Annotated in this window: 24 protein-coding genes and 2 pseudogenes; 12 read left to right on the top strand and 14 right to left on the bottom strand. The window is 63.2% G+C overall.

Going from position 1 to position 22,605, the window contains the following annotated elements; genetic code table 11:
• Positions 1-55: 55 nt before the first annotated feature.
• A complete protein-coding gene (gene msrB / locus G5575_RS18630) occupies positions 56-460 on the top strand; it encodes a peptide-methionine (R)-S-oxide reductase MsrB (RefSeq protein ID WP_164535637.1) in 405 nt (134 codons plus the stop codon).
• A gap of 30 nt (positions 461-490) precedes the next feature.
• Here msrB and hrpB read toward each other — a convergent pair.
• A pseudogene (gene hrpB, locus G5575_RS18625) lies at positions 491-2,934 on the bottom strand (ATP-dependent helicase HrpB).
• A 137-nt stretch (positions 2,935-3,071) separates the two neighbouring features.
• Between hrpB and G5575_RS18620 the strand changes: the two are divergent.
• The gene (locus G5575_RS18620; protein ID WP_164535636.1) at positions 3,072-3,938 is read left to right on the top strand and encodes an aldose 1-epimerase family protein; all 867 of its coding nucleotides are present in this window, start codon (positions 3,072-3,074) and stop codon (positions 3,936-3,938) included.
• Positions 3,939-3,999: 61 nt separating this feature from the next.
• On the opposite strand, the gene G5575_RS18615 is transcribed toward G5575_RS18620, so the two are convergent.
• The 5 genes from G5575_RS18615 to G5575_RS18595 form a co-directional block, all read right to left on the bottom strand.
• Positions 4,000-5,511, bottom strand: a complete 1,512-nt coding sequence (locus tag G5575_RS18615) for an ATP-binding protein (RefSeq protein ID WP_164535635.1) — start codon at positions 5,509-5,511, stop codon at positions 4,000-4,002.
• Between the two features lie 264 nt (positions 5,512-5,775).
• On the bottom strand, positions 5,776-6,183 hold the full coding sequence (locus G5575_RS18610; protein ID WP_164535634.1) for an FtsX-like permease family protein: 408 nt from the start codon (positions 6,181-6,183) through the stop codon (positions 5,776-5,778).
• On the bottom strand, positions 6,180-7,967 hold the full coding sequence (locus G5575_RS18605) for an ABC transporter permease (RefSeq protein ID WP_164535633.1): 1,788 nt from the start codon (positions 7,965-7,967) through the stop codon (positions 6,180-6,182). Before G5575_RS18605 ends, G5575_RS18610 begins: the two co-directional genes overlap by 4 nt.
• Positions 7,964-8,320 (bottom strand): hypothetical protein, encoded by a 357-nt coding sequence (locus G5575_RS18600; protein ID WP_164535632.1) that lies wholly within the window; start codon positions 8,318-8,320, stop codon positions 7,964-7,966. Before G5575_RS18600 ends, G5575_RS18605 begins: the two co-directional genes overlap by 4 nt.
• A 190-nt stretch (positions 8,321-8,510) precedes the next feature.
• Positions 8,511-9,218 (bottom strand): ABC transporter ATP-binding protein, encoded by a 708-nt coding sequence (locus G5575_RS18595; RefSeq protein WP_164535631.1) that lies wholly within the window; start codon positions 9,216-9,218, stop codon positions 8,511-8,513.
• Positions 9,219-9,385: 167 nt separating this feature from the next.
• Here G5575_RS18595 and G5575_RS18590 point away from each other — a divergent pair, with 167 nt between their 5' ends.
• The 4 genes from G5575_RS18590 (at position 9,386) to G5575_RS18575 (ending at position 11,955) form a co-directional block, all read left to right on the top strand.
• A complete protein-coding gene (locus G5575_RS18590) occupies positions 9,386-9,901 on the top strand; it encodes a hypothetical protein (protein ID WP_164535630.1) in 516 nt (171 codons plus the stop codon).
• Between the two features lie 154 nt (positions 9,902-10,055).
• The gene (locus tag G5575_RS18585; protein ID WP_164535629.1) at positions 10,056-10,736 is read left to right on the top strand and encodes a GntR family transcriptional regulator; all 681 of its coding nucleotides are present in this window, start codon (positions 10,056-10,058) and stop codon (positions 10,734-10,736) included.
• Between the two features lie 9 nt (positions 10,737-10,745).
• Positions 10,746-10,967 carry a hypothetical protein gene (locus tag G5575_RS18580; protein WP_164535628.1) on the top strand — a complete coding sequence of 74 codons (222 nt, stop codon included), beginning with the start codon at positions 10,746-10,748 and terminating at the stop codon, positions 10,965-10,967.
• Positions 10,968-10,980: 13 nt separating this feature from the next.
• Entirely contained in the window at positions 10,981-11,955 is a 975-nt protein-coding gene (locus G5575_RS18575; RefSeq protein ID WP_164535627.1) for an aldo/keto reductase, read from the top strand.
• Here the strand turns inward: G5575_RS18575 and G5575_RS18570 are convergent.
• Positions 11,952-12,266 (bottom strand): BrnA antitoxin family protein, encoded by a 315-nt coding sequence (locus G5575_RS18570; protein ID WP_328766610.1) that lies wholly within the window; start codon positions 12,264-12,266, stop codon positions 11,952-11,954. The genes G5575_RS18575 and G5575_RS18570 overlap by 4 nt on opposite strands.
• Positions 12,202-12,504: a BrnT family toxin gene (locus tag G5575_RS18565; RefSeq protein ID WP_164535626.1), complete on the bottom strand. Its 303-nt coding sequence runs from the start codon at positions 12,502-12,504 to the stop codon at positions 12,202-12,204. The genes G5575_RS18570 and G5575_RS18565 overlap by 65 nt, the downstream gene beginning before the upstream one ends.
• 204 nt (positions 12,505-12,708) lie before the next feature.
• Between G5575_RS18565 and G5575_RS19655 the strand changes: the two genes are divergently transcribed.
• The 3 genes from G5575_RS19655 to G5575_RS19645 are packed head-to-tail and all read left to right on the top strand — an operon-like array spanning position 12,709 to position 15,612.
• Entirely contained in the window at positions 12,709-13,596 is an 888-nt protein-coding gene (locus tag G5575_RS19655) for an insulinase family protein (RefSeq protein WP_207633262.1), read from the top strand.
• Between the two features lie 8 nt (positions 13,597-13,604).
• Complete coding sequence (locus G5575_RS19650; RefSeq protein ID WP_207633261.1) at positions 13,605-14,942, top strand: insulinase family protein; 1,338 nt, start codon at positions 13,605-13,607, stop codon at positions 14,940-14,942.
• Complete coding sequence (locus G5575_RS19645; protein WP_207633260.1) at positions 14,860-15,612, top strand: insulinase family protein; 753 nt, start codon at positions 14,860-14,862, stop codon at positions 15,610-15,612. Before G5575_RS19650 ends, G5575_RS19645 begins: the two co-directional genes overlap by 83 nt.
• 174 nt (positions 15,613-15,786) lie before the next feature.
• Here the strand turns inward: G5575_RS19645 and G5575_RS18555 are convergent, their stop codons facing one another.
• The gene (locus G5575_RS18555) at positions 15,787-16,791 is read right to left on the bottom strand and encodes an alpha/beta hydrolase (protein WP_164535625.1); all 1,005 of its coding nucleotides are present in this window, start codon (positions 16,789-16,791) and stop codon (positions 15,787-15,789) included.
• Positions 16,792-17,004: 213 nt separating this feature from the next.
• On the opposite strand from G5575_RS18555, the gene G5575_RS18550 reads away from it, so the two are divergent.
• From G5575_RS18550 to G5575_RS18540, 3 genes are read left to right on the top strand one after another with little or no spacing between them, the layout of a single operon-like run.
• On the top strand, positions 17,005-18,009 hold the full coding sequence (locus G5575_RS18550) for a ligase-associated DNA damage response exonuclease (protein ID WP_164535624.1): 1,005 nt from the start codon (positions 17,005-17,007) through the stop codon (positions 18,007-18,009).
• The gene (locus G5575_RS18545; RefSeq protein WP_164535623.1) at positions 18,006-19,571 is read left to right on the top strand and encodes a cisplatin damage response ATP-dependent DNA ligase; all 1,566 of its coding nucleotides are present in this window, start codon (positions 18,006-18,008) and stop codon (positions 19,569-19,571) included. The genes G5575_RS18550 and G5575_RS18545 overlap by 4 nt, the downstream gene beginning before the upstream one ends.
• A gap of 3 nt (positions 19,572-19,574) precedes the next feature.
• The gene (locus G5575_RS18540; protein ID WP_164535622.1) at positions 19,575-19,844 is read left to right on the top strand and encodes a UvrB/UvrC motif-containing protein; all 270 of its coding nucleotides are present in this window, start codon (positions 19,575-19,577) and stop codon (positions 19,842-19,844) included.
• Here G5575_RS18540 and G5575_RS18535 read toward each other — a convergent pair.
• The 5 genes and pseudogenes from G5575_RS18535 to G5575_RS18520 all read right to left on the bottom strand — a co-directional run.
• Positions 19,841-20,104: a Txe/YoeB family addiction module toxin gene (locus G5575_RS18535; protein WP_164535621.1), complete on the bottom strand. Its 264-nt coding sequence runs from the start codon at positions 20,102-20,104 to the stop codon at positions 19,841-19,843. The genes G5575_RS18540 and G5575_RS18535 overlap by 4 nt on opposite strands.
• Positions 20,101-20,355 (bottom strand): type II toxin-antitoxin system Phd/YefM family antitoxin, encoded by a 255-nt coding sequence (locus G5575_RS18530; RefSeq protein WP_164535620.1) that lies wholly within the window; start codon positions 20,353-20,355, stop codon positions 20,101-20,103. The genes G5575_RS18535 and G5575_RS18530 overlap by 4 nt, the downstream gene beginning before the upstream one ends.
• A gap of 47 nt (positions 20,356-20,402) precedes the next feature.
• Positions 20,403-20,792: a MerR family DNA-binding protein gene (locus tag G5575_RS21335; RefSeq protein WP_328766604.1), complete on the bottom strand. Its 390-nt coding sequence runs from the start codon at positions 20,790-20,792 to the stop codon at positions 20,403-20,405.
• Positions 20,789-21,055 (bottom strand): AMP-binding enzyme, encoded by a 267-nt coding sequence (locus tag G5575_RS22450; RefSeq protein ID WP_407924882.1) that lies wholly within the window; start codon positions 21,053-21,055, stop codon positions 20,789-20,791. Before G5575_RS22450 ends, G5575_RS21335 begins: the two co-directional genes overlap by 4 nt.
• A gap of 223 nt (positions 21,056-21,278) precedes the next feature.
• Positions 21,279-22,496, bottom strand: a pseudogene (locus G5575_RS18520) (AMP-binding protein); the annotation flags it as partial.
• Positions 22,497-22,605 lie beyond the last annotated feature (109 nt).

The raw sequence follows: 22,605 nt of genomic DNA, 5'->3' as shown, positions 1-22,605 counted from the left end.
GGTGTAACTATCCCCATATCGAGAGCGAATGACAGGCCGACAAAGGAGTTATGCCATGGACGCCCATGCTTATCCCGTGACCCGCACCGATGCCGAATGGCGCCAGAAGCTGACGCCGGAGCAGTACCAGGTGATGCGCGAGCACGGCACCGAACGGCCCGGCAGCTGCGCGCTGCTGCACGAACATCGCCAAGGCACGTTTGCCTGCGCCGGATGCGATACGCCGCTTTTCGGCTCGACGCTGAAGTTCGAAAGCGGCACCGGGTGGCCGAGCTTCAATGACCCGATTCCAGGTTCGGTCGCGACCACGACGGATCGTTCCTATGGGATGACGCGCACGGAAGTGCATTGCGCCACCTGCGGCAGCCATTTGGGTCATGTCTTCCCGGACGGCCCGCCGCCCACCGGCTTGCGCTACTGCATCAATGGCGTGGCGCTGAATTTTACGCCCAACGCCTAAGAGAAGCCCCGGACGAAAGTTCGGGGCTTTTTATGTGCCGCGCGGTTTGGCGCGGTTGGTGGCAGGGGCGGCGATGGGGTCATCTGGCCAGGGATGGCGCGGGTAGCGGCCCTTGAGGTCTTTTTGCACATCACGCCAGCTGCCGCGCCAGAAGCCGGGAAGGTCGCGGGTGGTCTGGATCGGGCGATGCGCTGGTGACAGGAGGACCAGCAGCAGCGGGATCTTGCCATTGGCGATGGTGGGATGGCGGTCGAGGCCGAAGAGTTCCTGGACGCGAATTTCCAGCGCCGGACCGTTCTCGGCGCCGTAATCGATCAGCAGATGCGAGCCTGAGGGCGCGTGGAAGTGGCTGGGCAGCAGCCGGTCGATCTCCTGACGCTTGGACCAGGGCAGTAGCGTATCAAGCGCCTGGCCGAGAAGATCAGCAGTCATGGCCGAGAGGCGGGTTTCGCCGAATAGATGCGGGGCGAGCCATGCCGGGTTTGCGCCAAGGCTTATGTCGGAGAGGTCGGGCCACTCGTCGCCAAGGGTCTGATGAAGGTAGGTGCTGCGAGCGCGAAGAGCCTTTTGCTCCTTGCTCCACGGCAGTGTGTCCAGGCGTTTTAGAGCGGCTTCAGCCAGCAGCATGGCTGCGGCCTCGAAGTCGGTGACTTGTGCGGTGTCGTCGGCGAGGCGCAGGGCATCGAGCTTGCGCTGGCGGCGGGCGCGGACGGAATTTGTCTGCGGGTCGAAACTGAGGGTGGTTTCGGATTTGATGTGTGCAGCAAAGAGCGTTTCGATGTCGGCAGCATCAAGGGCTGCGGCGGAGCGGATACGGCCGGCGGTGGCGCTGCCGGTGATATCGGCGACGACCAAAAACGGAGCGCTCGCGAGGGGATGCGTTTCATCGAGCTGAGCCTGGCGGCCATTGGCGAGCCGGAAGCGACCGCGAGGCCCAGCACTTTGCGCGACGCGGTCAGGAAAGGCGCGGGCAAGGTGATGGCCTGCGGGGAAGCTTTGGTCCGAGGATTTGCCGCAAAGCTTCGCCCAACGCTGCGCAAGGTTGCGGGCGTCATTTGCTCGGGGTGAGCGATCAGCACGAAAGCGTTCGAGGCGGCGCGAGAGGTCGGGGTCATCGCCGCCAAGACCGCGTTCGCCGATGAGGACGGCCAATTCGCTGGCGCTACGAGCATCGCCGTCGTCAGCGCCGGCGACCACCATGTGCGCCAGGCGTGGATGAAGCGGCAGACGGGCAAGCGCCTTGCCGGATGCGGTGAGGCGGCCGCCGGGATCGATCGCATCGAGGCGGGTGAGCAGGGCTTTGGCCTCAGCCCAGGCGGGCGCCGGCGGAGGATCGAGGAAGCGCAGGGCTTTGGGATCGCTGATGCCCCAGGCAGCGAGATCGAGAACGAAACCGGCGAGGTCCGCGGCAAGGATTTCCGGGGTCTCGAAAGCGTCGAGAGCTGCTGTTTGTCCCTCGTTCCAGAGACGAATGCAGACGCCGGGGCTGGTGCGACCCGCGCGGCCGCGGCGCTGGTCGGCGCCGGCGCGGGATACGCGTCGGGTAGCGAGGGTCGTAAGGCCTGTTGCCGCTTCATAGACCGGGACACGGCGAAAGCCACTATCGACGACGATGCGGACGCCTTCGATGGTCAGCGAGGTCTCGGCAATCGAGGTGGCAAGCACGATCTTGCGGCGGCCGTCCGGAGCGGGCTGGATGGCGCGGTCCTGCTCGGCAGGGGTAAGCTGGCCGTAAAGCGGTGCAAGGTCGGTGTTCGGCGGCAACCTGGCGGCCAAGCGCTCGGCCACGCGGGTGATTTCGCCTTGGCCGGGAAGGAAGACGAGGGCGGAGCCTTCATGCTCGCGCATGGCCTTGAGCGTGGCGTTGGCAAACTGGTCTTCGAGACGGACCAGAGGATCCGGCTCGGCGTAAAAGGTTTCAACGGGGAATGTTCGTCCGGGACTATCGATTACCGGCGCATCGTCGAGCATGGCGGCAACGCGGGCACCGTCGATGGTGGCGGACATGACCAGAATGCGCAAATCTGGCCGGAGGGCGCGCGCGTCGAGGGTCAGGGCGAGACCGAGATCGGCGTCGAGGCTCCTTTCATGGAACTCATCGAAAAGCACTGCTGCGACGCCGGTAAGCTCGGGATCGTCCAGCAGCATGCGGGTGAAGACGCCTTCGGTGACGACCTCGATGCGCGTTTTAGCGGAGGTTCTGGACTCAATCGCACGCGATAACCGACGGTTTGACCGACTTCCTCACCAAGCAGGTTTGCCATTTGCCTTGCTGCCGCGCGGGCAGCAAGGCGCCGGGGTTCGAGGACGATAACGCGGCCATCTCCGCGCCAGGGCGCAGCGAGCAAAGCCAGCGGCACACGCGTGGTCTTGCCGGCGCCGGGCTGAGCGACGAGTACAGCCGCAGTGCCACTCGCCAAGGCTTTAGCCAGGGTGGGAAGGGCGGCGTCGATGGGCAAAGCGGGCCAGGACATGGCTTGGGATAGCCGCTGATGGCGGGCTGGGCAACGGGCGGAATAATCTTTCAACCACGACCGTACCGCTCCGTTCTCAGGCCTGTCGCTTGCGTTTAGGGTGCGGCGCCTGAGTAATCGAATCGGCTGGAGAGACCGTGCAACTAACCCGCATCAGCAATGGCGAGATCACCGTCGACATCGCGGCCCTCGGCGCGGAAATGCAGTCGATCCAGACGCGGGATGGCCGGCAGTGGCTCTGGCATGGCGACGCATCCTATTGGACCGGGCGGTCGCCGATCCTTTTTCCCATGGTTGGGCGCGCGCCGAACGATACGGTCAGCATCGAGGGCGAGCGCTTTCAGATGAGCCAGCACGGCTTTGCACGGCGCAGTAATTTTTCGCTGGTGGTGGAAGAGACCGATCGCTGTGTCTACCGGCTCGAGGCTTCCGAGGCGACGCTTGCGATGTTTCCGTTTCACTTCCGTCTCGATGTCGAGCATCGGCTGGAGGGACGGGCGGTGGTGGTGACGGCCGAGGTGACCAACCAGGATCGGCGCGTGATGCCATATGGCATCGGCTTTCATCCGGCCTTTGCCTGGCCGCTGCCAGGCGCAGGAGATGCGCCGCATTGTGTGGTGCTGGACAATGGCGGGGCGCCTGAGCTGCATCGGTTGTCGGGCGGGCTGGTCGAGCCGGAGCCGCTAGCTTCGCCCTTTGCGGCGGGGGCGCTGACTCTTGCGCACGAGATGTTCCGGGCCGATGCGATGGTGTTTCCGGAAGGGGCGGGCGCGGGGTTGCGCTATGGGCCGGATGTGGGACCTTCGGTAAAGTTCACCTGGGAAAATCTGCCCAATTTCGCGCTGTGGTCCAAAGGGGATGCAGGCTTTATCTGCCTTGAGCCATGGCATGGGACGGCGGCGGAAGTAGGCGGGTCGGATGATCTGAGCGAACGGCCCTACTCCGAAACACTGGGGCCGTGGTCGACCGCCCGCTATTCGTTCCGGGCGGAATTGCTGGGCTAATTAGGCCCCTCACCCGGCGCTTCGCGCCGACCTCTCCCCGAAGGGGCGAGGTAGGGAGGAGTTATTCGGCGGCGCCGCGGAGGTCTGCCATGGCGTCCGGGCCGGCAGGGTCGCCGGGGGCGGTTTCGCAGCTGAGATCGGGGAATGCGGCGATGCGCTGGTTGCGGAAATCGGTGCGGAGGACGATCAGGCCCCGTTCTTCGAACCAGGTGAGGAGACGCCTGGCCCTGCTGGATGAATGGGTTCCATAGAGCCGGGCGAGGGTCGCGTCGGAGGGGCAGGGCTGGGCGGTGAGCGCGGCTTGCGCAAGAACCAGGAAGACGCCCTGAACGTCGTCGGTCAGGGTTGCGGAGAGGGCAAGTGCCTGCTGCCAGCCGTCGGAACTCGCGGTTGTTTCGTCGGGTGCGACGCGCGCGACCGCAAGGAGGCGCTTGAAGGCGGGCAGGGCTGGCGGCTCGCCGGGAACGCGGCGGATGCGGCAGCGGACCAGGAAATCCTGGTAGAGCACGGCGGTGGTGCGGAAGCCGGCGTCGGGGTCGCTCAAGAGCTCGGCCATGACGCTGGCGATCTGTGCTTCGCGTTCGGCTTCATCGATCTCGGGGAAAAGCGAGATCGGTTCGGGCGTCGCTTCTGCCCGCGCTTTCGCGACCTGGGCCAAAAGCTCGTTGGTCGAGGGTGGCGGTGGAGGCGGCGGACGCCGAACGACGGGACGGCTCAGTTCTTCAGGAGCCTGGGTGAAAATCAGGTCGGCAGCGTCGGCGGGCGCTTCGGGGAGCGGTGTCAGCTTGGGGCTGGTGGAGCGCGCCGAGGTCTCGACATCGCCGATGATCACCGGCAAAGGACGGCGGGAGATAGCAGGGCCGAGTGCGACGAAGTGGCCGCGGGCGAGGTCGCGGAATTGCTCGGCCTGGCGGCGATCCATGCCCAGAAGGTCGGCGGCGCGGGCCATGTCGATATCGAGAAAGGTGCGGCCCATTAGGAAGTTGGAGGCCTCGGCGGCGACATTCTTGGCAAGCTTGGCAAGGCGCTGGGTGGCGATGACGCCGGCAAGGCCACGCTTGCGGCCGCGGCACATGAGGTTGGTCATGGCGCCGAGGGATAATTTTCGAGCCTCGTCAGACACTTCGCCGGCCGCAGCGGGGGCGAAGAGCTGGGCTTCGTCGACGACGACGAGGACGGGGTACCAATAGTCGCGATCGGCATCGAACATGCCGCCGAGGAAGGCGGCGGCGGCGCGCATCTGCTGTTCGACGTCGAGGCCTTCAAGATTGAGGACGACGGACACGCGGTGCTGGCGGACCCGGGCGGCAATGCGGGTGAGTTCGTTGTCGGTGCGGGCTGCGTCGACTACCAGATGCCCGTAACGGTCCGACAGCGTTACGAAATCGCCTTCCGGATCAATGATGCATTGCTGCACCCAGGGGGCAGATTGTTCGAGCAAGCGGCGAAGGAGGTGGGATTTGCCGGAGCCGGAATTGCCCTGCACCAGGAGACGGGTGGCCAGCAGTTCCTCGAGATCCATGTGAGCCGGGCCGGTGCCGCGGCTCTCACCCATGTCGATAGAAACCTGCATTGGAACTCACGCTGACTCAGTGGGTGGTGTTTATGGCAAAGAGTTTGGCGATTCGGGGGAAGGGTTAGAGGTTGCCCACAGATAGAGAGTTTAAACGAGGTAACGCGGGCACCCCCTCCCTACCTCTGCTACGGCCTTCGGCCTAGCGACGGTACCCAGTCCATTCGAGCGTAGCTCTCATGGCCTCCTCCACTAAGATCGCTCCACGGGAGCGATCTTGCCTTCGGCACATTTCGGAGCCCCTCAAGGGGAGGGTGAAGAAGGTCAGAGATCGCGCAGCAGCCGGGCGGGTCGTGCCGACGCGGCGCGGAGGATGGTCATGGCGCCCAGGAGGGCGGTGACCAGAAGGGCGACGCCGAGGACGATCGTGATCACGTCGGGCCGGTAGGTGAACTCTACTTCGAGCATCAGCGCGCTGACGACGCGACCAGCGCCGAGGCCGATGATGGTTGCCGGAATGGCGGCGAGGAGGGCGAGCAGTCCATATTGGATGAAGGCGGTGGCGATGAGCTCGGTGCGGGTGGCGCCGAGGACTTTGGTGATGACGGTATCGGCTTCGCGCTGGCGGCGGCCGGTGGAGAGGCTGCCGATGAGCACGAGGAGGCCGTTGCCGACTGCGAGGCTGCCGACGAGGGTTGCGGCGAAGGAGAGTTGGCTTAGGGCATCGGTCACTTGCTTGAGGGTATCGCCAACCGAGATGAAGCGGATGTCGGGGAGGTCGGCAGCGAGGCGGCGGGTGACGGCTTCTTCCTGGCCGGGCGCGGCGGTGACGGCGGCAAAGAGGGTGGTGGGGTAGTTGTCGAGGACGCCGGGGAGAAGCTGGCGAGGAAGTCGATGCCGCCTTGCCAGGAATAGTCGCGGAAATTGGCGACCGTGACTGTTGTGGGTTCGCCGAAAATTTCGAAGGTGAGGGTGTCGCCGATGTCGACATCGAGGCCATTGCGGAGGCTTTGGTGCAAGGAGACGAGGCCGGGGCCCGAATAGTCGGTAGGCCACCAGTCGCCGGCGACCAGGCGGGAACTCAGGGGCATTTCGGTGCGCCAGGTAAGGGGGACTTCACCGGAAAGGAGGAAGGTGGCTTCGGGACCGCGGGTGCGGGTCTCGGACACCGGCACATCCTCGATGGACGTAAGACGGCCGCGCAACATCGGCGTCGAGACGAAGCGGCTGATGCCGCTTGCCGGTTCGCTGGAAAGGGCCTCTAGCGCTTCGACTTCGTCGGGGAAGAGATCGGAGCCAACAAGGGTGGGCGCATCGAAGGCGGAGGCGCCCAGAAATTCCTGCTGCAGATTGGCTTGCATGACGAGGACGACGATCAGCATGGCAAGGGCCATGCCGGCTGAAACAGCGACGGCAGCGGCATTCTGGCCGGCCGTGGAAATGTTGCGCAGGGCGTGGCGCAGCACGCGTGGACCGCGTTCCGGCAACCGGGCGAGGCCGAACTGGACGAGGCGAATGAAGAGCTGGAACAGGATTGCAGCCATGGCGCTGGCGAGGCCAAAGGCAAGGACAAGGGTCCAGTCGCCGGTCATCAACCAGGCAAGGATGAAGAAGGCGGCAATGGAAGCCAGAAGCGGGAGCACCTGCCAGGAGAGGAGCAGGGCGCCCCAATCGACCGGCGGGGCGTCGAGGCCCTTGGCTCGGAACAGGAGGACCGGACGAATTGTCTGCGCCTGTTGCAGCGGCAGATAGGCAAAGGCAAAGGCGGTGACGAGCCCTGCGCCGGCGGCGACCAATAGCGGCTGCGGGTAGATGGAGGGGGCGAGCGAGATACCGACGGCGCCGCCGATATAGGGCAAGAGGATCCAGGCGATGCTGGCGCCGACCAGGAGGCCGATCAGCACGCCCACCAGCGCGAGGGCCGCGACTTGGGTCAGGAAGTGAATGAAGACGCGCGAGCGGCCGGCGCCGATGGAGCGCATCACGGCGATGACGCCGGAGCGCTCGGCAATATAGGCGCGCATGCCGGTCCAGACGGAGACACCGCCGATCAGCAGCGAACCGAGACCGACGATGACGAGGAAGCGCATGAACAGGTCGTAGTAGCGCACCATCTGGCCAAGACCATCGCGGGCGGAGCGGATGGTCCAACCGCTGTCGATGAAGCGGGCGACGACAGTTTCGAGGCCGCGATCGATGTCGCGATCGGTGAGGTGGAGCTTGTAGCGATACCAGGTGCCAAGGCCGGGCAGGGGCGAGGTGCGGTCGCTGACGGCGTTGAAGCCGTCGACAAGGATCAGTGCCGGCATGCCGAGGCGGAAGCCGCGCACGGCGGCGTCGGGGAGGCGGGAGAGGGTGCCGCGGATGATGAACTGGCTGCCGCCCAGGCCGATGGTGTCGCCGACACTGGCCTCAAGTTCGTCGAGCATGACGGGATCGACGAGGACGCCGGGAATGTCGTTTTCGCGGGCGAGAAGGGTGTTGACGTCCCCGTCCGCGGGAAGGTTGGGGCTCACCACCTGGCCAAGCAGGGGTAGCTCGGGCCGACGACGCTGACATCGGCAAAGGCTTCACTGGTAAAGCTTTCGGCGCGCAGATTGGTGTCGATGACAAGGACGGTGCGGCCGAGTTCGCTGAGCGACGCGAGTTCTTCGGCAGTGGCGAGGCGGTCGGCGCGCGAGATTTCGATGTCGCCGCCCATGAGTTCGGCGGCGCCTTCCTCGATGGCCGAGGTGATGCTGGCACCTACGGAGTTCACCCCAGCGATCAGCGCGGTGCCCACGGCGAGGCAGACAACGAGCAGCAGGAAACGACGCAGGTCGCCGCGCATGTCGAGAAGGCCGATGCGAATGGCGGGCCAGATGTTCATGTAAAGATGCTGCGTTGAGACGGTTGAACGATCAATGGGTGCGAGTGAAGAGCACCCCCACCCGGCCTCCCCTTAAGGAGGGGGAGGAGTTTGGCCGGTGCGAGACCGCCATTTTTCGCTCATCCACAGGAGCGCTCCTCCCCCGACTTACGGGGAGGTTGGGTGGGGGCTCGTCTCAAAGAAGAAGGCGTTAGACACTATGCGTCGTCTCGGTCAGTTCGCCCGCCGTCATCGTGTAGACGCGGTCGGCTTTGGCGGCGAGGGCGGGGTCGTGGGTGATGAGGACGACGGCGGTGCGGTTGCGGCGGGCGAGGTCGAACATGAGGTCGACGACGACGGCGCCGGTTTTCTGGTCGAGATTGCCGGTGGGTTCGTCGGCGAGGAGGAGCGGGGGATTGGCGACGGTGGCGCGCGCGAGGCCGACGCGCTGCTGTTCGCCGCCGGACATGGCGGACGGACGGTGATCGAGGCGGTCGCCGAGACCGACGGCGGCAAGGGCCGCGGCGGCCTTGGTGCGGATTTCGGCCATGCCGAGCTTGGGCTCGGCGATTTCGGTGGCGAGGCCGACATTGTCGAGGGCTGTAAGGGAAGGGATGAGGTGAAAGCTCTGAAAGACAATGCCCAGCGTATGGCGGCGGAAGCGGGCGAGTTCGTCTTCGTTCATCTTGCCCAGATCACGGCCATTGACGACGACGGCGCCGCCAGTGGCTTTTTCGAGCCCGGCGAGCAGCATCAGCATCGAGGTCTTGCCGCTGCCGGACGGGCCGACAATGGCGACCACTTCGGCGGGGGCTACCTGAAGCGAAACATTGCGCAGAATGGTCAGCGGACGGCCGGCGACATCGAGCGTGTAGTCGATGTTTTTTGCGTCAACGATAAGAGCTTCCGAACCGGCCATAGATGCTTTTCCCCCTGGCCCACTTGTCTGGGTGGTTTGCCAAACCTTCTCTAGCGGTAAGTTATTGGCCAATCCGTAACAAGGGCGTCATTGCCGTCAGTTTTGCTCTGGTGTCAGCCGGGCAGTGCTGGCAGGAATGGGCCGGGCGGTCTTTTCGAGGGAAGCATATGACGATACGATTGTTGCGCGTGGTTCTGGCGGCGCTGGTCTTGCAGGTGACGGCGATGGTGCCGAGCTTTGCGCAGGACCAGATGGCATTGTTGAACACCTATATCGGGAACTGGCGCGGCGAGAGTGCCCTGATCGGTGGCGATCGCAACGAGCCCTTCCGCTGCCGCTTGAACGTGGCACAGGGTGACATCGGCAAGGTCAACTATACCGGCCGCTGCACGCTGGTGAATGCGACGCTCTCGATCAGCGGCACCATTGCCTACAAGCAGGAACTGGGACGCTACGAAGCGGCGATGAGCTCCAATGCCGGCTATACCGGGCTGGCCGTCGGCCGGGTTTCCGGCGACACGATCAGCTTCGATCTGCGCGAGCAGGCCAAGGATCGCGCCGGCAGCGACGTGCGCATCGGCGCCAAGATCGTGCTGGTGCGCGACACGATCCAAGTGGATTTCGAAGTCGAGTTCAACGATTCGGGTGAAGTGCTGACAGCGGCTGTGCCGTTCAGCCGGTAGAGTTTGAGGCGCACCCCCACCTCAGCTTGCTAGGGCCGGGGGCCCAAGCGACGCTATCCTCCCCGTAAGGCGGGGGAGGAGGCGCAGGAGCGGCTAGATTCATATCGGTCGCAGGACAGTTTCGCCGCGGGCCCCGTTCGGATAGAAGTCGCGCATGAGCGAAGGCGGGGCCGACATCGTTGCGCAGGAAACCATGGCCATGCGGGTCGTCGGCGCGTTGCGCGACGAGATCGTGTCCATGGCGCTCAAGCCTGGCGATGTGATTTCGGAAAGCGATATCGCGGCGCGCTATGGCATTTCGCGGCAGCCGGTGCGCGAGGCGTTTATCCGCTTGGCTCAGCAAGGGCTGCTCCTGATCCGGCCCAAGCGGGCGACGGTGGTCAAGAAGATCTCGCCCGACGGCGTGCGGCAGAGCCGGTTCATCCGCGAAAGCATCGAAGTCGAAATCATCCGCAGGGTTGCAGCGCAGCCCGGCAAGGATGCGGCCGCGGTTCTCGCGGGCTTGATCGCGGACCAGGAAGCGGCGTCCAACAAGGGCGATAGCCGGGGCTTTCACCTGCTGGACGAGTTCTTTCACCGCAGCCTGGCGCGGCTCGCGGGCGTCGAATATGCCTGGCAGTTAATCGATGATCATAAAATGCAGCTCGATCGGGTGCGCTATCTGACGCTGGGCGTAAGCTCGAGCCAGCGCGCCATTGCCGAGCACAAGCTGATCGCCGAAGCCGTTGGCCGGGCGGATGTTGCCGGGGCCGAGCGGGCGATGCGCGACCATCTCGGGCGGGCGGAAATGCTTCTGGCGCAGACGATTGCCGATTTCCCGGATTATTTCGAGTAGGCCTCTACGATGAGAAAATCGACGCGCATCTTCGTGTTGCTGCTGGTGATTGAAGTGCTGTTGGTGCTGGGTTCGGTTTATATGGTCGGCCAGGTGAGTGGTGGAAACTGGAATGCGCCCGACCACCAAGAGGCGATCTCGCGCATTATGACTGTAATCGGTGCGGCGATCCCGCTTGTGGCCCTGCCTTTCCTGCTGATCGGCATCGGGTTGCGCCGCAAGGGCGAGTAGTTTGGAGAGTGTGATGAAAACGCGGCGTTTGGGCAAGACTGGGTATGAAGTCAGCGAGATCGGGCTCGGCTGCTGGCAGCTGGGCGGCGATTTCGGGCCGGTGGGCGACGAGACCGCCAATGCCATCCTCGATCGTGCGCTTGCGGCGGGCGTGAGCTTTTGGGACACGGCGGACGTTTATGGCGGCGGACTTTCGGAAAGCCGGATCGGCGCCCATGCCAAGAGTGCCGACGTGAAGGTCGCGACAAAGCTCGGACGTTCAGGCTCGCTGTTTCCGAACGGCTATACCAAGGATGGCATTCGCGAGAGTCTCGAGGCCTCGGCCTCGCGGCTCGGGGTGGCGACGCTGGACCTGGCGCAGCTTCACTGCGTGCCGACGGAAGTGCTGCGCGATGGCGCGATCTTTGGATGGATGGACGAGCTCAAGGCCGAAGGGCTGGTGCGTCACTGGGGAGCAAGCGTCGAGACCATCGAGGAGGGTCTGATCTGCCTCGACCAGAAGGGCTGTGCGACGCTGCAGATCATTTTCAACATTTTCCGGCAGGACGCGGCGGACAAATTGCTGCCGCTGGCGGCGGAGCGCGATGTCGGCGTAATTGTGCGGCTGCCGCTGGCGAGCGGGTTGTTGAGCGGGAAATACGACAAGACCACGCGCTTCGATGAAAGCGACCACCGCAATTACAATCGCGACGGCGAGGCTTTTTCGGTGGGCGAAACTTTTTCGGGTATCCCCTTCGAGCGCGGCGTCGAGCTGGTGGCGCAGCTCAAGGGCCTGGCGCCCGAAGGCATGCCGATGAGCCAGTTCGCCCTGCGCTGGATCCTCGATCACCCGCAGGTGTCGACGGTGATTGCCGGCGTCAGCAAGCCCGAACAGATCGACGACAATGTCGCCGCGAGCGAGCGCAAGAGCCTGTTTCCCGCGCTCAACAAGCAGCTGGCCGAATGGTACGACAAGAATGTGAAGACGGAGATCCGGGGCGGGGTTTAACCCGCCTTGCGCTTCTCGTCAGTCGTTCGCGCCGCAGCTTCTTTTGCCTCCTGCGCACGCACATAGGCTTTGAGCACGTCCTGCATGCGGGTGATGTGGCCTTTGCCTTGGCGCTTGAAGAAAAAGAAGACGTCGGCGTCGAGCTTGAGATGGACCGAGGTCTTGCCGTTTTCGAATGGCACGGCGTTTTCCCAAAACTCGTCGCCAAGTTCGGGGCCTTCGGGGGCGTCCGGGTTTTGGTAAAGCTCACCCCTGCTCTTCATCGCCTTTATTTCGGCCAAAGAGATACGTTTCCAGGTCTCGTCGGTCACGTCGACCTCCTTTCCAGGCAGAAATCAGCCTGATGATGCCATCTCGATCCGTATGGATTACGACGTAACACTGACCGTCCACAACGCCAGTCGATCGCAATCGTATCTCGCCATAATCATACCTTTGATCTTCGACTGTCAGGCATTCGTCGTCGAAAATCAGCGCCGCATCAAAGATGTCGACGCCGTGCTTCTTCAGGTTTGATTGGCGTTTTTCCTCGTTCCACTCAAAGTCCAAATTGCCGCTCCGGAAAATATGTTGCTACTCATATCCCTACTCCTGGGTCCGGGCGGCACAATTGCCTAATCGACCAACGAATAAATCGACCGTCGCCTATGTACACGAAAAGTGTACATCTCGTCAATCTGATCTGCTGGATCTAGCCGAGCGGCCCGGCCGCACCTAGGTTAGGGCCACCTGCCGCATAACCAGAGTTTCCTGATGTCCCATCCTGCCTTCGAGCTTGTCCGCGACGAGCGTTTTGCCGAGATCAATTCGCAGGCGCTGCTCTACAAGCACAAGAAGACCGGGGCGGAGGTGCTGAGCCTCGTCAATGACGACGAGAACAAGGTGTTCGGCATCACCTTCAAGACGCCGCCGGAGGACTCGACCGGGATAGCGCATATTCTCGAGCACTCGGTGCTGTGCGGAAGCCAAAAATACCCGGTGAAGAAGCCGTTCGTGGAGCTTCTGAAGGGCTCGATGCACACCTTCCTCAACGCCATGACCTATCCGGACAAGACGGCCTATCCGGTGGCGAGCCAGAACCTCAAGGATTTCTATAACCTTGTGGATGTCTATCTCGACGCGGTGCTGTTTCCGCTGATCTCGGAAGACACGTTCGAGCAGGAGGGCTGGCATTACGAGCTCGAAAGCGCGGATGCGCCACTGGTCTATAAGGGTGTGGTCTTCAACGAGATGAAGGGCGTTTATTCGTCGCCGGATTCGGTGATGCATACGCTGAGCCAAAACGCGCTTTATCCGGACACGACCTATGGCAAGAGCTCGGGTGGCGATCCAAAGGTCATTCCGGAACTGACCTACGAGCAGTTCAAGCGTTTTCACCAGACCTATTACCACCCCTCCAATGCGCGGGTGGTGTTTTCGGGAGACGATGCGCCGGAGCAGCGGCTGGCCATCCTCGATGATTATTTCAGCCGGTTCGATCGTATCGCGGTGGATGCGGAGGTGAAGCTCCAGCCGCGCTGGAATGCGCCGCGGCAGGTATCGGGCACCTATGCGGGTGCGATCGATCCCGAGAAACGCCGCGACGGGATGGTGACGGTCAACTGGATGATCGATCCCCGGAAGATCGCGAAGAAACGCTGAGCCATGGCTTGCTGAGCTATTTGCTGGCCGGCAATTCGGCGGCGCCTTTGCGCAAGAAGCTGACTGAAAGCGGGCTAGGCGAAGGCATGATCGGGGGCGGGATCGGGACGTATCTGCGCCAGCCGATGGGCGGCTTTGGGCTCAAGGGTATCGATCCGGCGGATGCCGAGAAGGTCGAAGCGCTGGTGCTCGAAACGCTGGGCGAGATCGCCGAGAGCGGTTTTTCAGAAGAGCAGCGCGAGGCGGCGCTCAACACGTTTGAATTCAACCTTCGCGAACAAAATACCGGCGGCACGCCACGGGGCATGACTTTTATGTTCTCGGCACTCGGCTCGTGGCTGCATGGCGGCGACCCGCTGGCCCCGCTGGTCTATGAGGATGCGCTGGCGTCGCTGAAGCGGAAGGCAAGCGAGGGGCACTTCGAACGCGAGATTCGCCGGCTGTTCCTCGATAACCAGCATCGGGTGACGGCAAAGCTCGAGGCCGACCCGGAGCAGGGTGCGCGCGAGGCCAAGGCCGAGGCCGACCGGCTTGCGGCGGTGCGGAATGGTCTCGATGATGCGGCGATCGCGCAGGTTGTGGCGCGCACAGAGCGGCTCAAGGCGCTGCAGGAAGCTGTCGACAAGCCGGAAGATCTGGCCAAGATTCCGGCGCTGACGCTTAACGACCTCGATCGCGAAATCCGCACGGTGCCCACCGAGGAAAGCGACCTTTCCGGCGCGCGGCTGCTTTATCATGATCTGCCGACGCTGGGAATCTTGTACCTCGATCTCGGCTTCGACCTCCATGCGCTCGACAAGGAGCACCTGCCTTATCTGCCGCTGTTCGGGCGGGCGCTGTTGCAGACCGGGACGAGCAAGGAAGATTTCGTCTCGTTGACCCAGCGGATCGGCCGGACGACCGGCGGTGTGCAGCAGCACCGGGCGCTCGCCACAAGGCAGGACGGCTCGGGCACGGCGGCGTGGTTCTTTCTTTCGGGCAAGGCCGTGCCGGACAAGTTCGGCGCGATGCTCGAAATCATGGGCGAAGTGCTGCTCGACGCAAACCTCGATAATCGCCAGCGTTTCCGCCAGATGGCGCTCGAGGAAAAGGCCGGGTTCGGCGCGCCTTGTGCCGGGCGGCAATGGGATCGTGGACACGCGCATCAAGGCGGGGCTGACCGAAGCAGGCTGGATTGCCGAGCAGATGGGTGGCGTCAGCTATCTCGAATTTTTGCGCGGGTTGGTGAAGCGCATCGACACGGATTGGGATGGTGTCGAGACCGTGCTGCGGACGATCCGCGCCCGGCTGTTCAACCGGGACGGCATGGTGGTCAATCTCACCGCCGACGCGTCGCTGGTTGGTGAAGCGCGGCGAGAGCTTGAATTGTTTGTCGGTGGTCTGCCAAGTGCCAAGCCGGAACTGGCGGCATGGAGCCTTGACCTTGCGCCCAAGAACGAAGGGCTCGTGATCTCGGCGCAGGTCAACTACGTGGGCAAGGGTGCCAACCTCAAGGCGCTGGGGCTGGAGCTCAGCGCGGCAGCGACCGTGGTGCTGCGGCATCTCAACACGACGTATTTGTGGGACAAGGTTCGTGTGCAGGGCGGGGCCTATGGCGGGTCGAGCCGCTTCGACCTGAGCTCGGGCAATTTTGCTTTCCTTAGCTATCGCGATCCCAATCTGCTCAAGACCGTGGACGCCTATGACGGGGCGGCCAAGGCGTTGCGCGCCGGGATCGGCGAAGCGGACCTGGTGCGCTCGGTGATCGGCGTCGTCGGCGATCTCGATCGGCCGGAATTTCCCGATGCCAAGGGATATTCGGCAATGTGGCGCATCTTGAGCGGCACGACCGACGCGATGCGCCAGCAGCGGCGCGATGAAATCCTTGCGGCGTCGCCGAAGGATTTTGAGGCGGTGGCGGATGCGCTCGAGGCGGTGGCACGCGAGGGCCATGTGGTGGTACTGGGCGGCGAGGCGGCGATCACGGCGGCGAATGAGAAGCGGCCGGGGATGCTTGAGGTGACTAAGGTTCAGTAGGGCGCTGACGGTTGGCTTCCCTCCCCCTTGAGGGAGGGACTGAGGGTGGGGGTGTCGGGCCATTCTCATGCTTCCAAGCTTGTGAAAACCACGACACCCCCACCCAGCTTTGCTACGGCCCGCTGGGCCTAGCGCCGCTACCCTCCCCTCAAGGGGAGGGGTGCGCAGGAGCCGTTAGCTCAGCACTTTCGCCAGATAGGGCAGGCTAAGGTCCATGCGGTAGTCGACGCCGGAATGGTTGTCGGGGAATTCTTCGTAGCGGTGGGCGATGCCTTGCGCTTCGAGATGTTTGTGGATGCGGCGGGTGCCGTAGAGGATCTCGTATTGATCCTCGGTGCCGCATTCGAGGTAAAAACCCTTTAGACTGGCAATGCTGTCGGCATGGGTCTTGACCATCTGCGCCGGGTCCCATTTGAGCCAGTTCTGCCAGCGTTCTTCGATGAGTTCGCAGGTGTCGAGCGTGACGGGCAGGCGGAGGCCGAGATAGGTTTGCGGGTCGGGATCGAAGCTTGCGGCCTGGCAGAGGAACATCAGGATGTGGGTGTCCTTGCCGTCGAGCTTGGGCTTGGCTTCGAAGGCGTTCATCCAGGCTTCGATAGAATTGTCGTGTTTGGCGAGCGCGCGCAAAACATCGGGAAAGCCGCCGAGATAAAGCTGGTCGAAGCCGGCATCGCCGGAATGGCTGGCCGCGGCGGACCAGGTGTCGGGGTGGCGCATGGCGTGGATCAGGGCGCCAAAGCCGCCGGAGGATTTGCCGAAAACACCGCGCTTGCCTGGGCCGCCGCAGCCGAACTTGCCTTCGACTGCAGGGAGCATTTCATCGATCAGAAAGTCCTCGTAGTCTCCGAGAACGGGTGAGTTCACATATTGATTGCCGCCCAAGCGCGAGAAGCAATCGGGAAAGGCGACGGCGACCGGAGCCATCTTTCCGTCGCCGATCAGCCGATCGAGGCGCTCGGGGACGTTTTCGGTGAAGCTCTTCCACGCGGTGTGCGCGGGCCCGCCTGCGGTATAGCCGACGAGATCGACGAGGAGGGGCAGGTTTTCGCCGGTGTGGCCGGCGGGAATGTAGACGTCGACGATGCGGGCGATGGGATCGCCAAGCAGGTTGTTGGTCAAAGCTTTGCTGTCGACGGTCAGGCGATGAATGGTGCCGGCGGGGTGATTGGTTTTGCGCATTGGGTATCCCTGTTTCAGGTGCTTTAACACGGGACGTGGTCATGCGCCTCCCTCCCCTTGAGGGGAGGGATCGAGGGTGGGGGTGTCGGGACTTCCACGCACACCAAGTTCCCGGCGAGCACGACACCCCCACCCCAACCCCTCCCCTCAAGGGGAGGGGGGCTTTCGGCTCAGCGCATGAACCGGGGCATCGTTTGAGTCGTTGTGGACTCCATGAACAAGCCGATCCTCAATCGCGATCTTTATGTGCCTTCGATCGATGCGTGGATCGATCCCAATACGCCAAAGCCGCGGGCGATCATTACGCATGGGCATGCCGATCATGCCCGGTCGGGGCACGGGGCGGTGCTGGCGACGCCGGAGACGGTGGCGATCATGAAGGTGCGTTATGGCGAGGATTGCGCCGGGACATTCCAGCCATTGCCGCTGGGTGAGCGGCTGGTGATGGACAATGCGGTGGTGAGCCTTCATCCGGCTGGGCATATTTTGGGATCGGCGCAGGTGCTGATCGAGGCCGAAGGGCAGCGGGCCGTGGTGACGGGGGACTATAAGCGCCTGCCGGACCGGACGTCTGAAGCCTTCGAGCCGGTGGATTGCGATATTCTGGTGACCGAAGCGACGTTCGGACTGCCGGTGTTTCAGCACCCAAAGCCGCAGTTGGAAATCGCGCGGCTGCTGAAATCGGTGGCGGACCAGCCGGAGCGGGCGCATCTGGTCGGGTCTTATGCGCTGGGCAAGGCGCAGCGCGTCATTGCGCTGTTGCGCGACGCCGGGTGGGACAAGCCGATCTATCTTCATGGCGCGATGATCCGGCTTTGCGAGCTTTACCAGGAGCTGGGTGTGGACCTGGGTGAGCTGATCCCGGCCACAGGCATGCCGAAGGCGGCGATGGCGGGGCAGATCGTGATTGCGCCGGCTTCGGCTATTCGCGACCGCTGGAGCCGGCGGTTTCCGGACCCGGTCGTTTGCCAGGCCTCGGGCTGGATGAGCATCAAGCAGCGGGCGCGGCAGGCGCTGGTTGAGCTGCCGCTGGTGATCTCGGACCATTGCGACTGGGGCGAGCTCAACACATCCATCATCGACAGCGGAGCCTCTACCGTGTGGGTGACGCATGGGCGCGAGGATGCACTGGTGTATTGGTGCCGGCAGCAGGGGCTCGACGCCGAACCGCTGGCGCTGCCGGGGCTCGATGACGATGGCGGGGAGGGCGGCGAATGAAGCGTTTCGCGGACCTCCTCGAACTGCTGGCCCTGACGCCATCGCGGACGCGCAAGATCGATGCCTTGGCGCAGTATTTTACCGAGGTGCCGGACCCCGATCGCGGGCTGGCATTGGCGGTGCTGACGGGCGAGATGGACATCCGCAACGTCAAGCCGGCGCTGTTGCGCGAGACGGTGTTGCGCGAGGTGGACGAGACGCTGTTCGCCATGAGCTACGACTATGTCGGGGACCTCGGCGAAACCATCGCGCTGATCTGGCCGCATCACGGCGAGGGTGAATTGCCCAAGCTCAGTGAGGTGGTGGCGATCCTCAACCGAACCAGCAAGGCGGAATTGCCACGGGTGATCGGCGATATGCTGACGCAGGCGGCGATCCACGAGCGCTGGGCGCTGATCAAGCTGGCGACCGGGGCGCTGCGCGTCGGCGTGTCGGCACGGCTGGCGAAGACGGCGCTGGCGGAAATGAGCGGGGTCGAACTGCAGGCGATCGAAGAAGTGTGGCACGGGATCAAGCCGCCTTATCTTGAACTGTTCGAGTGGCTGGAGGGCAAGGCGGGGCGGCCGGATATCGATCATACGGCGCGGTTTCATCCGCTGATGCTGTCGACGCCGATCGAGGATGCCGATTTCGGCAAGCTCGACCCCAAGGACTTTTCGGCCGAGTGGAAATGGGACGGCATCCGCGTCCAGCTTGTACTGGGCCGGGACGGTGCGTCGATGTTTTCGCGTACGGGCGACGATATCGCGGCGAGCTTTCCCGACGTGGTCGAGGCGGCAATGGGGCACGCGGTGCTCGATGGCGAACTGCTGGTCGGCGCCGATTTCGATGCGCGCTCGTTCAACGACTTGCAGCAGCGGCTCAATCGCAAGGTCGCACAGGGCAAGCAGATGGCGGAGCTGCCGGCATTCGTCAGGGTCTATGACATGCTGTTCGATGGCGACGCGGATATAAGGACGCTCAGCTGGCAGCAGCGGCGGGCGCGGCTCGAAGCTTGGTTTGCCAGGAACCCGCAAACGCGGATGGATGTGTCTGAAATCCTGCCCTTCGCGGACTGGGAAGATCTGGCGCGGCTGCGGCGCATGGGGGCGGACGAGCACGGGCATGAGGGCGTGATGCTGAAGCTGCGCACCAGCCCTTATGTGCCGGGGCGGCCCAAGGGCTATTGGTTCAAATGGAAGCGGGATCCGAACGTCGTCGATGCGGTGCTAATGTATGCGCAGCGCGGGCACGGCAAGCGATCGTCGTTTTACTCCGACTATACGTTTGGCGTGTGGAAGGGGAACGAGATCGTGCCCATCGGCAAGGCCTATTTCGGCTTTACCGATGAGGAGCTCAAGCAGCTCGATCGCTGGATCCGGGCGCATACGGTTTCAGCCTTCGGGCCGGTGCGCGAGGTGAAGAAGGAGCTGGTGTTCGAGGTGGCGTTCGACTCGGCGCAAAAGAGCGCGCGGCACAAGTCGGGGGTGGCCTTGCGGTTTCCGCGCATCAACCGCATTCGCTGGGACAAGCCGGCGCAGGAAGCGGCGCGGATCGAAGATATGGATGCGTTTGTGGGGTAGATGATGTCGTCACGAAGCAATCATGCGCGGCTGGTCGCGCTGGAAAAGGAAATGGAAGAGGCGGCGGCGAATTTCGATTTCGAGCGCGCCGCGGCCTTGCGCGACGAGATTGCGCGCTGGAAAGGGGAAGACGAGGGCATCGTCGGCCAGCCCCCGCCGGGGCAGATGGGATTGGGCTCGAACGTGCCGGTGCGCGAGCCGCCGAAAAATTGGGTGAAGCCGAAGAAGCCGGATTTTATGACGAAGAATGTGAAGCCAAGGGGTGGGCGCTAGCTTTTATCGTAGTGGAAACGGCACTGATTAACCCATAGGATTTCGCCTTCAACTCGATAGACCAAGCGATGCTCCTTGGTAATGCGGCGCGACCACCAGCCTTTGCGATCGCCCTTGAGTGCTTCTGGTTTCCCAATGCCGCTGAAAGGAGAGCGTCTGCAGTCCTTGAGCAGCGTGTTGACCTTATCGAGAATATCGCGGTCGTTTGTCTGCCAATGTTGATAGTCGTCCCAGCCAGTCTCCGTGAATAGGAGTTTCACTCAGGCCACTCGGCTTCAATACCTTTGCCTGCCTCAAAATCAGCTTCACCTTGAGTCAGGCGCCGAGAGTTCGCTTTGGTGCTGTTGAGGTGGAGGGTTTCTTTCCAACCCTCGAACTCCTCTAAAGACATGACAACGACAGGCTGCTTTCCAGCTGGACGCGTGATGATGAGGGGTTCAAAATCGGTCACCACGGCATCTATGTCGGCAGCGATGTTTTTGCGGAAGTCGGAAATGGATTTGGCGCGCATGGGAAACTCCTCAGCGCAATATGTACCTGATGTTGTACAAACTCAAGTCACGCCTTGGCGAAGCGTTGGTCGGCGAGTTTTCGGATCTCGCGCAGTTCGGTGATCGTGGTTTCGAGGTCGTCGCGCTGGCGTTCGAGGAGGGCGATGCGTTCGTCGACTTTTTCCGAAAGGAGGTTGATCTGCTGTGTGCGATCGGCGTCGTAGAGGCTGAGATAGTCGGAGATATCGCGCAACGAAAAGCCCAGGCGCTTGCCGCGGAGGATCAGGATAAGGCGGGCGCGGTCGCGGCGGCGGAAGATGCGGGTGGCGCCGACGCGTTCGGGGGAAAGGAGGCCCTTGGCTTCATAGAAGCGGATGGCGCGGGTCGAGATGCCGAACTCCTTGGCGAGATCGGCGATGGCGAAGAGGTCGCGGTTTTCCGGGTCGACGTGCTTCACTTGGCCCTCGCATGGGTTTTGGCATATTCTTCACGCAGCTCTTTCTTGGAGAGCTTGCCGATCAGCGTTTTGGGCAAAGCGTCCTTGAAGATGAAGTGCTTGGGCATTTCGATCTTGTTGAGCTTGTCGGAAAGGAAGCTCTTGAGGCCGGCTTCGGTCGCGGTCTGGCCTTCCTTGAGCTTGATATAGGCCACCGGGGCCTCGCCGCGATATTCGTCGGGCACGCCGATGACGTTGACCTCTTCGACTGCCTCGTGGGTCATCAGCGCTTCTTCGATGGTGCGCGGATAAACGTTGAAGCCGGAGCAGATGATGAGGTCCTTGATACGGTCGACGAGGAAGACGTAGCCGTCCTCGTCCATGTGGCCGACGTCGCCGGTCCGGAGCCAGCCGTCCATGAAGGTCGCGCGAGGCGTCTTCGTTGTCGTAGTAGCCGGGCATGACCTGCGGGCCCTTGACCTGCAGCTCGCCGTTTTCGCCGACACCGACGACGCTCTGGTTGTCGACATCGACGAAGCGGATGTCGGTGCCGGGGAGGGGCAGACCGATGGACATGGGCTTTGAGGTTTTGCGCAGGGCAGCGCAGCAGACGACGGGGCTGGCTTCGGTGAGGCCATAGCCTTCGGCCAGCAGGGCTTTCGATTTCTTGGCGAAGGCGGCGCGGACTTCGTCGGGCAAAGCGGCGCCGCCGGAAATGGCGACTTCAAGGCTTGCGAGCTGTTCGGGCTTGGCGCTGTCGGCGCGGGCCACGGCGTTGAGGAGGGTGGGGACGGCGGGCAAGACATTGGCCCTGGTGCGCTCGAGCAGAGCCAACAGCGCCTTGAGCTCGAAGCGCGGCAGCATGATCACCGGCGTGCCATTGCTGAGCGGCACGTTCATGCAAACGGTCATGGCAAAGATGTGGAAGAAGGGGAGGACCGCGACGACCTTGGAGGGCGGCAGGAAAAGGCCGTCACCCCATTTGTCGATCTGGCTCATATTGGCCGAGATGTTGGCGTGGGTGAGGAGCGCGCCCTTGGGAATGCCGGTGGTGCCACCGGTATATTGCTGGACAGCGATGTCCTTGCGCGCGTCGATGGCAACAGCGGTGGGCGTGTCGTTGCGGCTCAGCAGATCATCAAAATAGCTGATGCTGGCGGCGTGCGGAGACTGGCGGGGCCTGGCAAGGTCCTTGCGCTTGGCCACTGAGAAGAGGATTTTCTTGACCAGCGGCAGTGCGTTGGGGAAATGCGCGACCACAAGCTTTTTGACATGCCCGGCCTTGAGCAGCGCCTCGCCCTTTTCGAAGATCTGCTGGAGATCGAGCGTCACCAGAATATCGGCGCCGGCATTCTTGGTAATGTGGCTGAGTTCGGGGACGGTGTAGAGCGGGTTGCAATTGACGACGGTGCCACCGGCACGCAGCACGCCATAATAGGCGATCGGGTAGAAGGGCGTGTTGGGCAGCATCAGCGCGACGCGCGTGCCCTTGGTGACGCCGAACTGGGTCTGGAGCGCGCCGGCAAAGGCAATGATCTTTTTGCCCAGCTCACCGAACGAAGTCGTGCCGCCGAGAAAGTCGAGGGCAAGGGCGTGGGGAGTCTTGGCGCAGGCAGCGAGCACTTGCTCATGCACCGGGGTTTCGTCGATGCGATCATCCCAGCGGATGTTTTCCGGATAGCTCGAGACCCAGGGGCGCAGGCTGGTGGTCGCAGTCGTGTCCATGGGGTTCCTCCACATACCGCAGGGAGCGGCTTCTATTCCGTGCCGTGGGCGTCTCGCGCCTCTGCTCAAGGGCAGGTTTATTCGGCAGTGGGTGGAAACTATTCCACTT

The organism is Devosia aurantiaca, assembly GCF_011058215.1.
Classification (GTDB): Bacteria; Pseudomonadota; Alphaproteobacteria; order Rhizobiales; family Devosiaceae; genus Devosia; species Devosia aurantiaca.
This window is presented reverse-complemented; position numbering and strand designations above follow the sequence as displayed.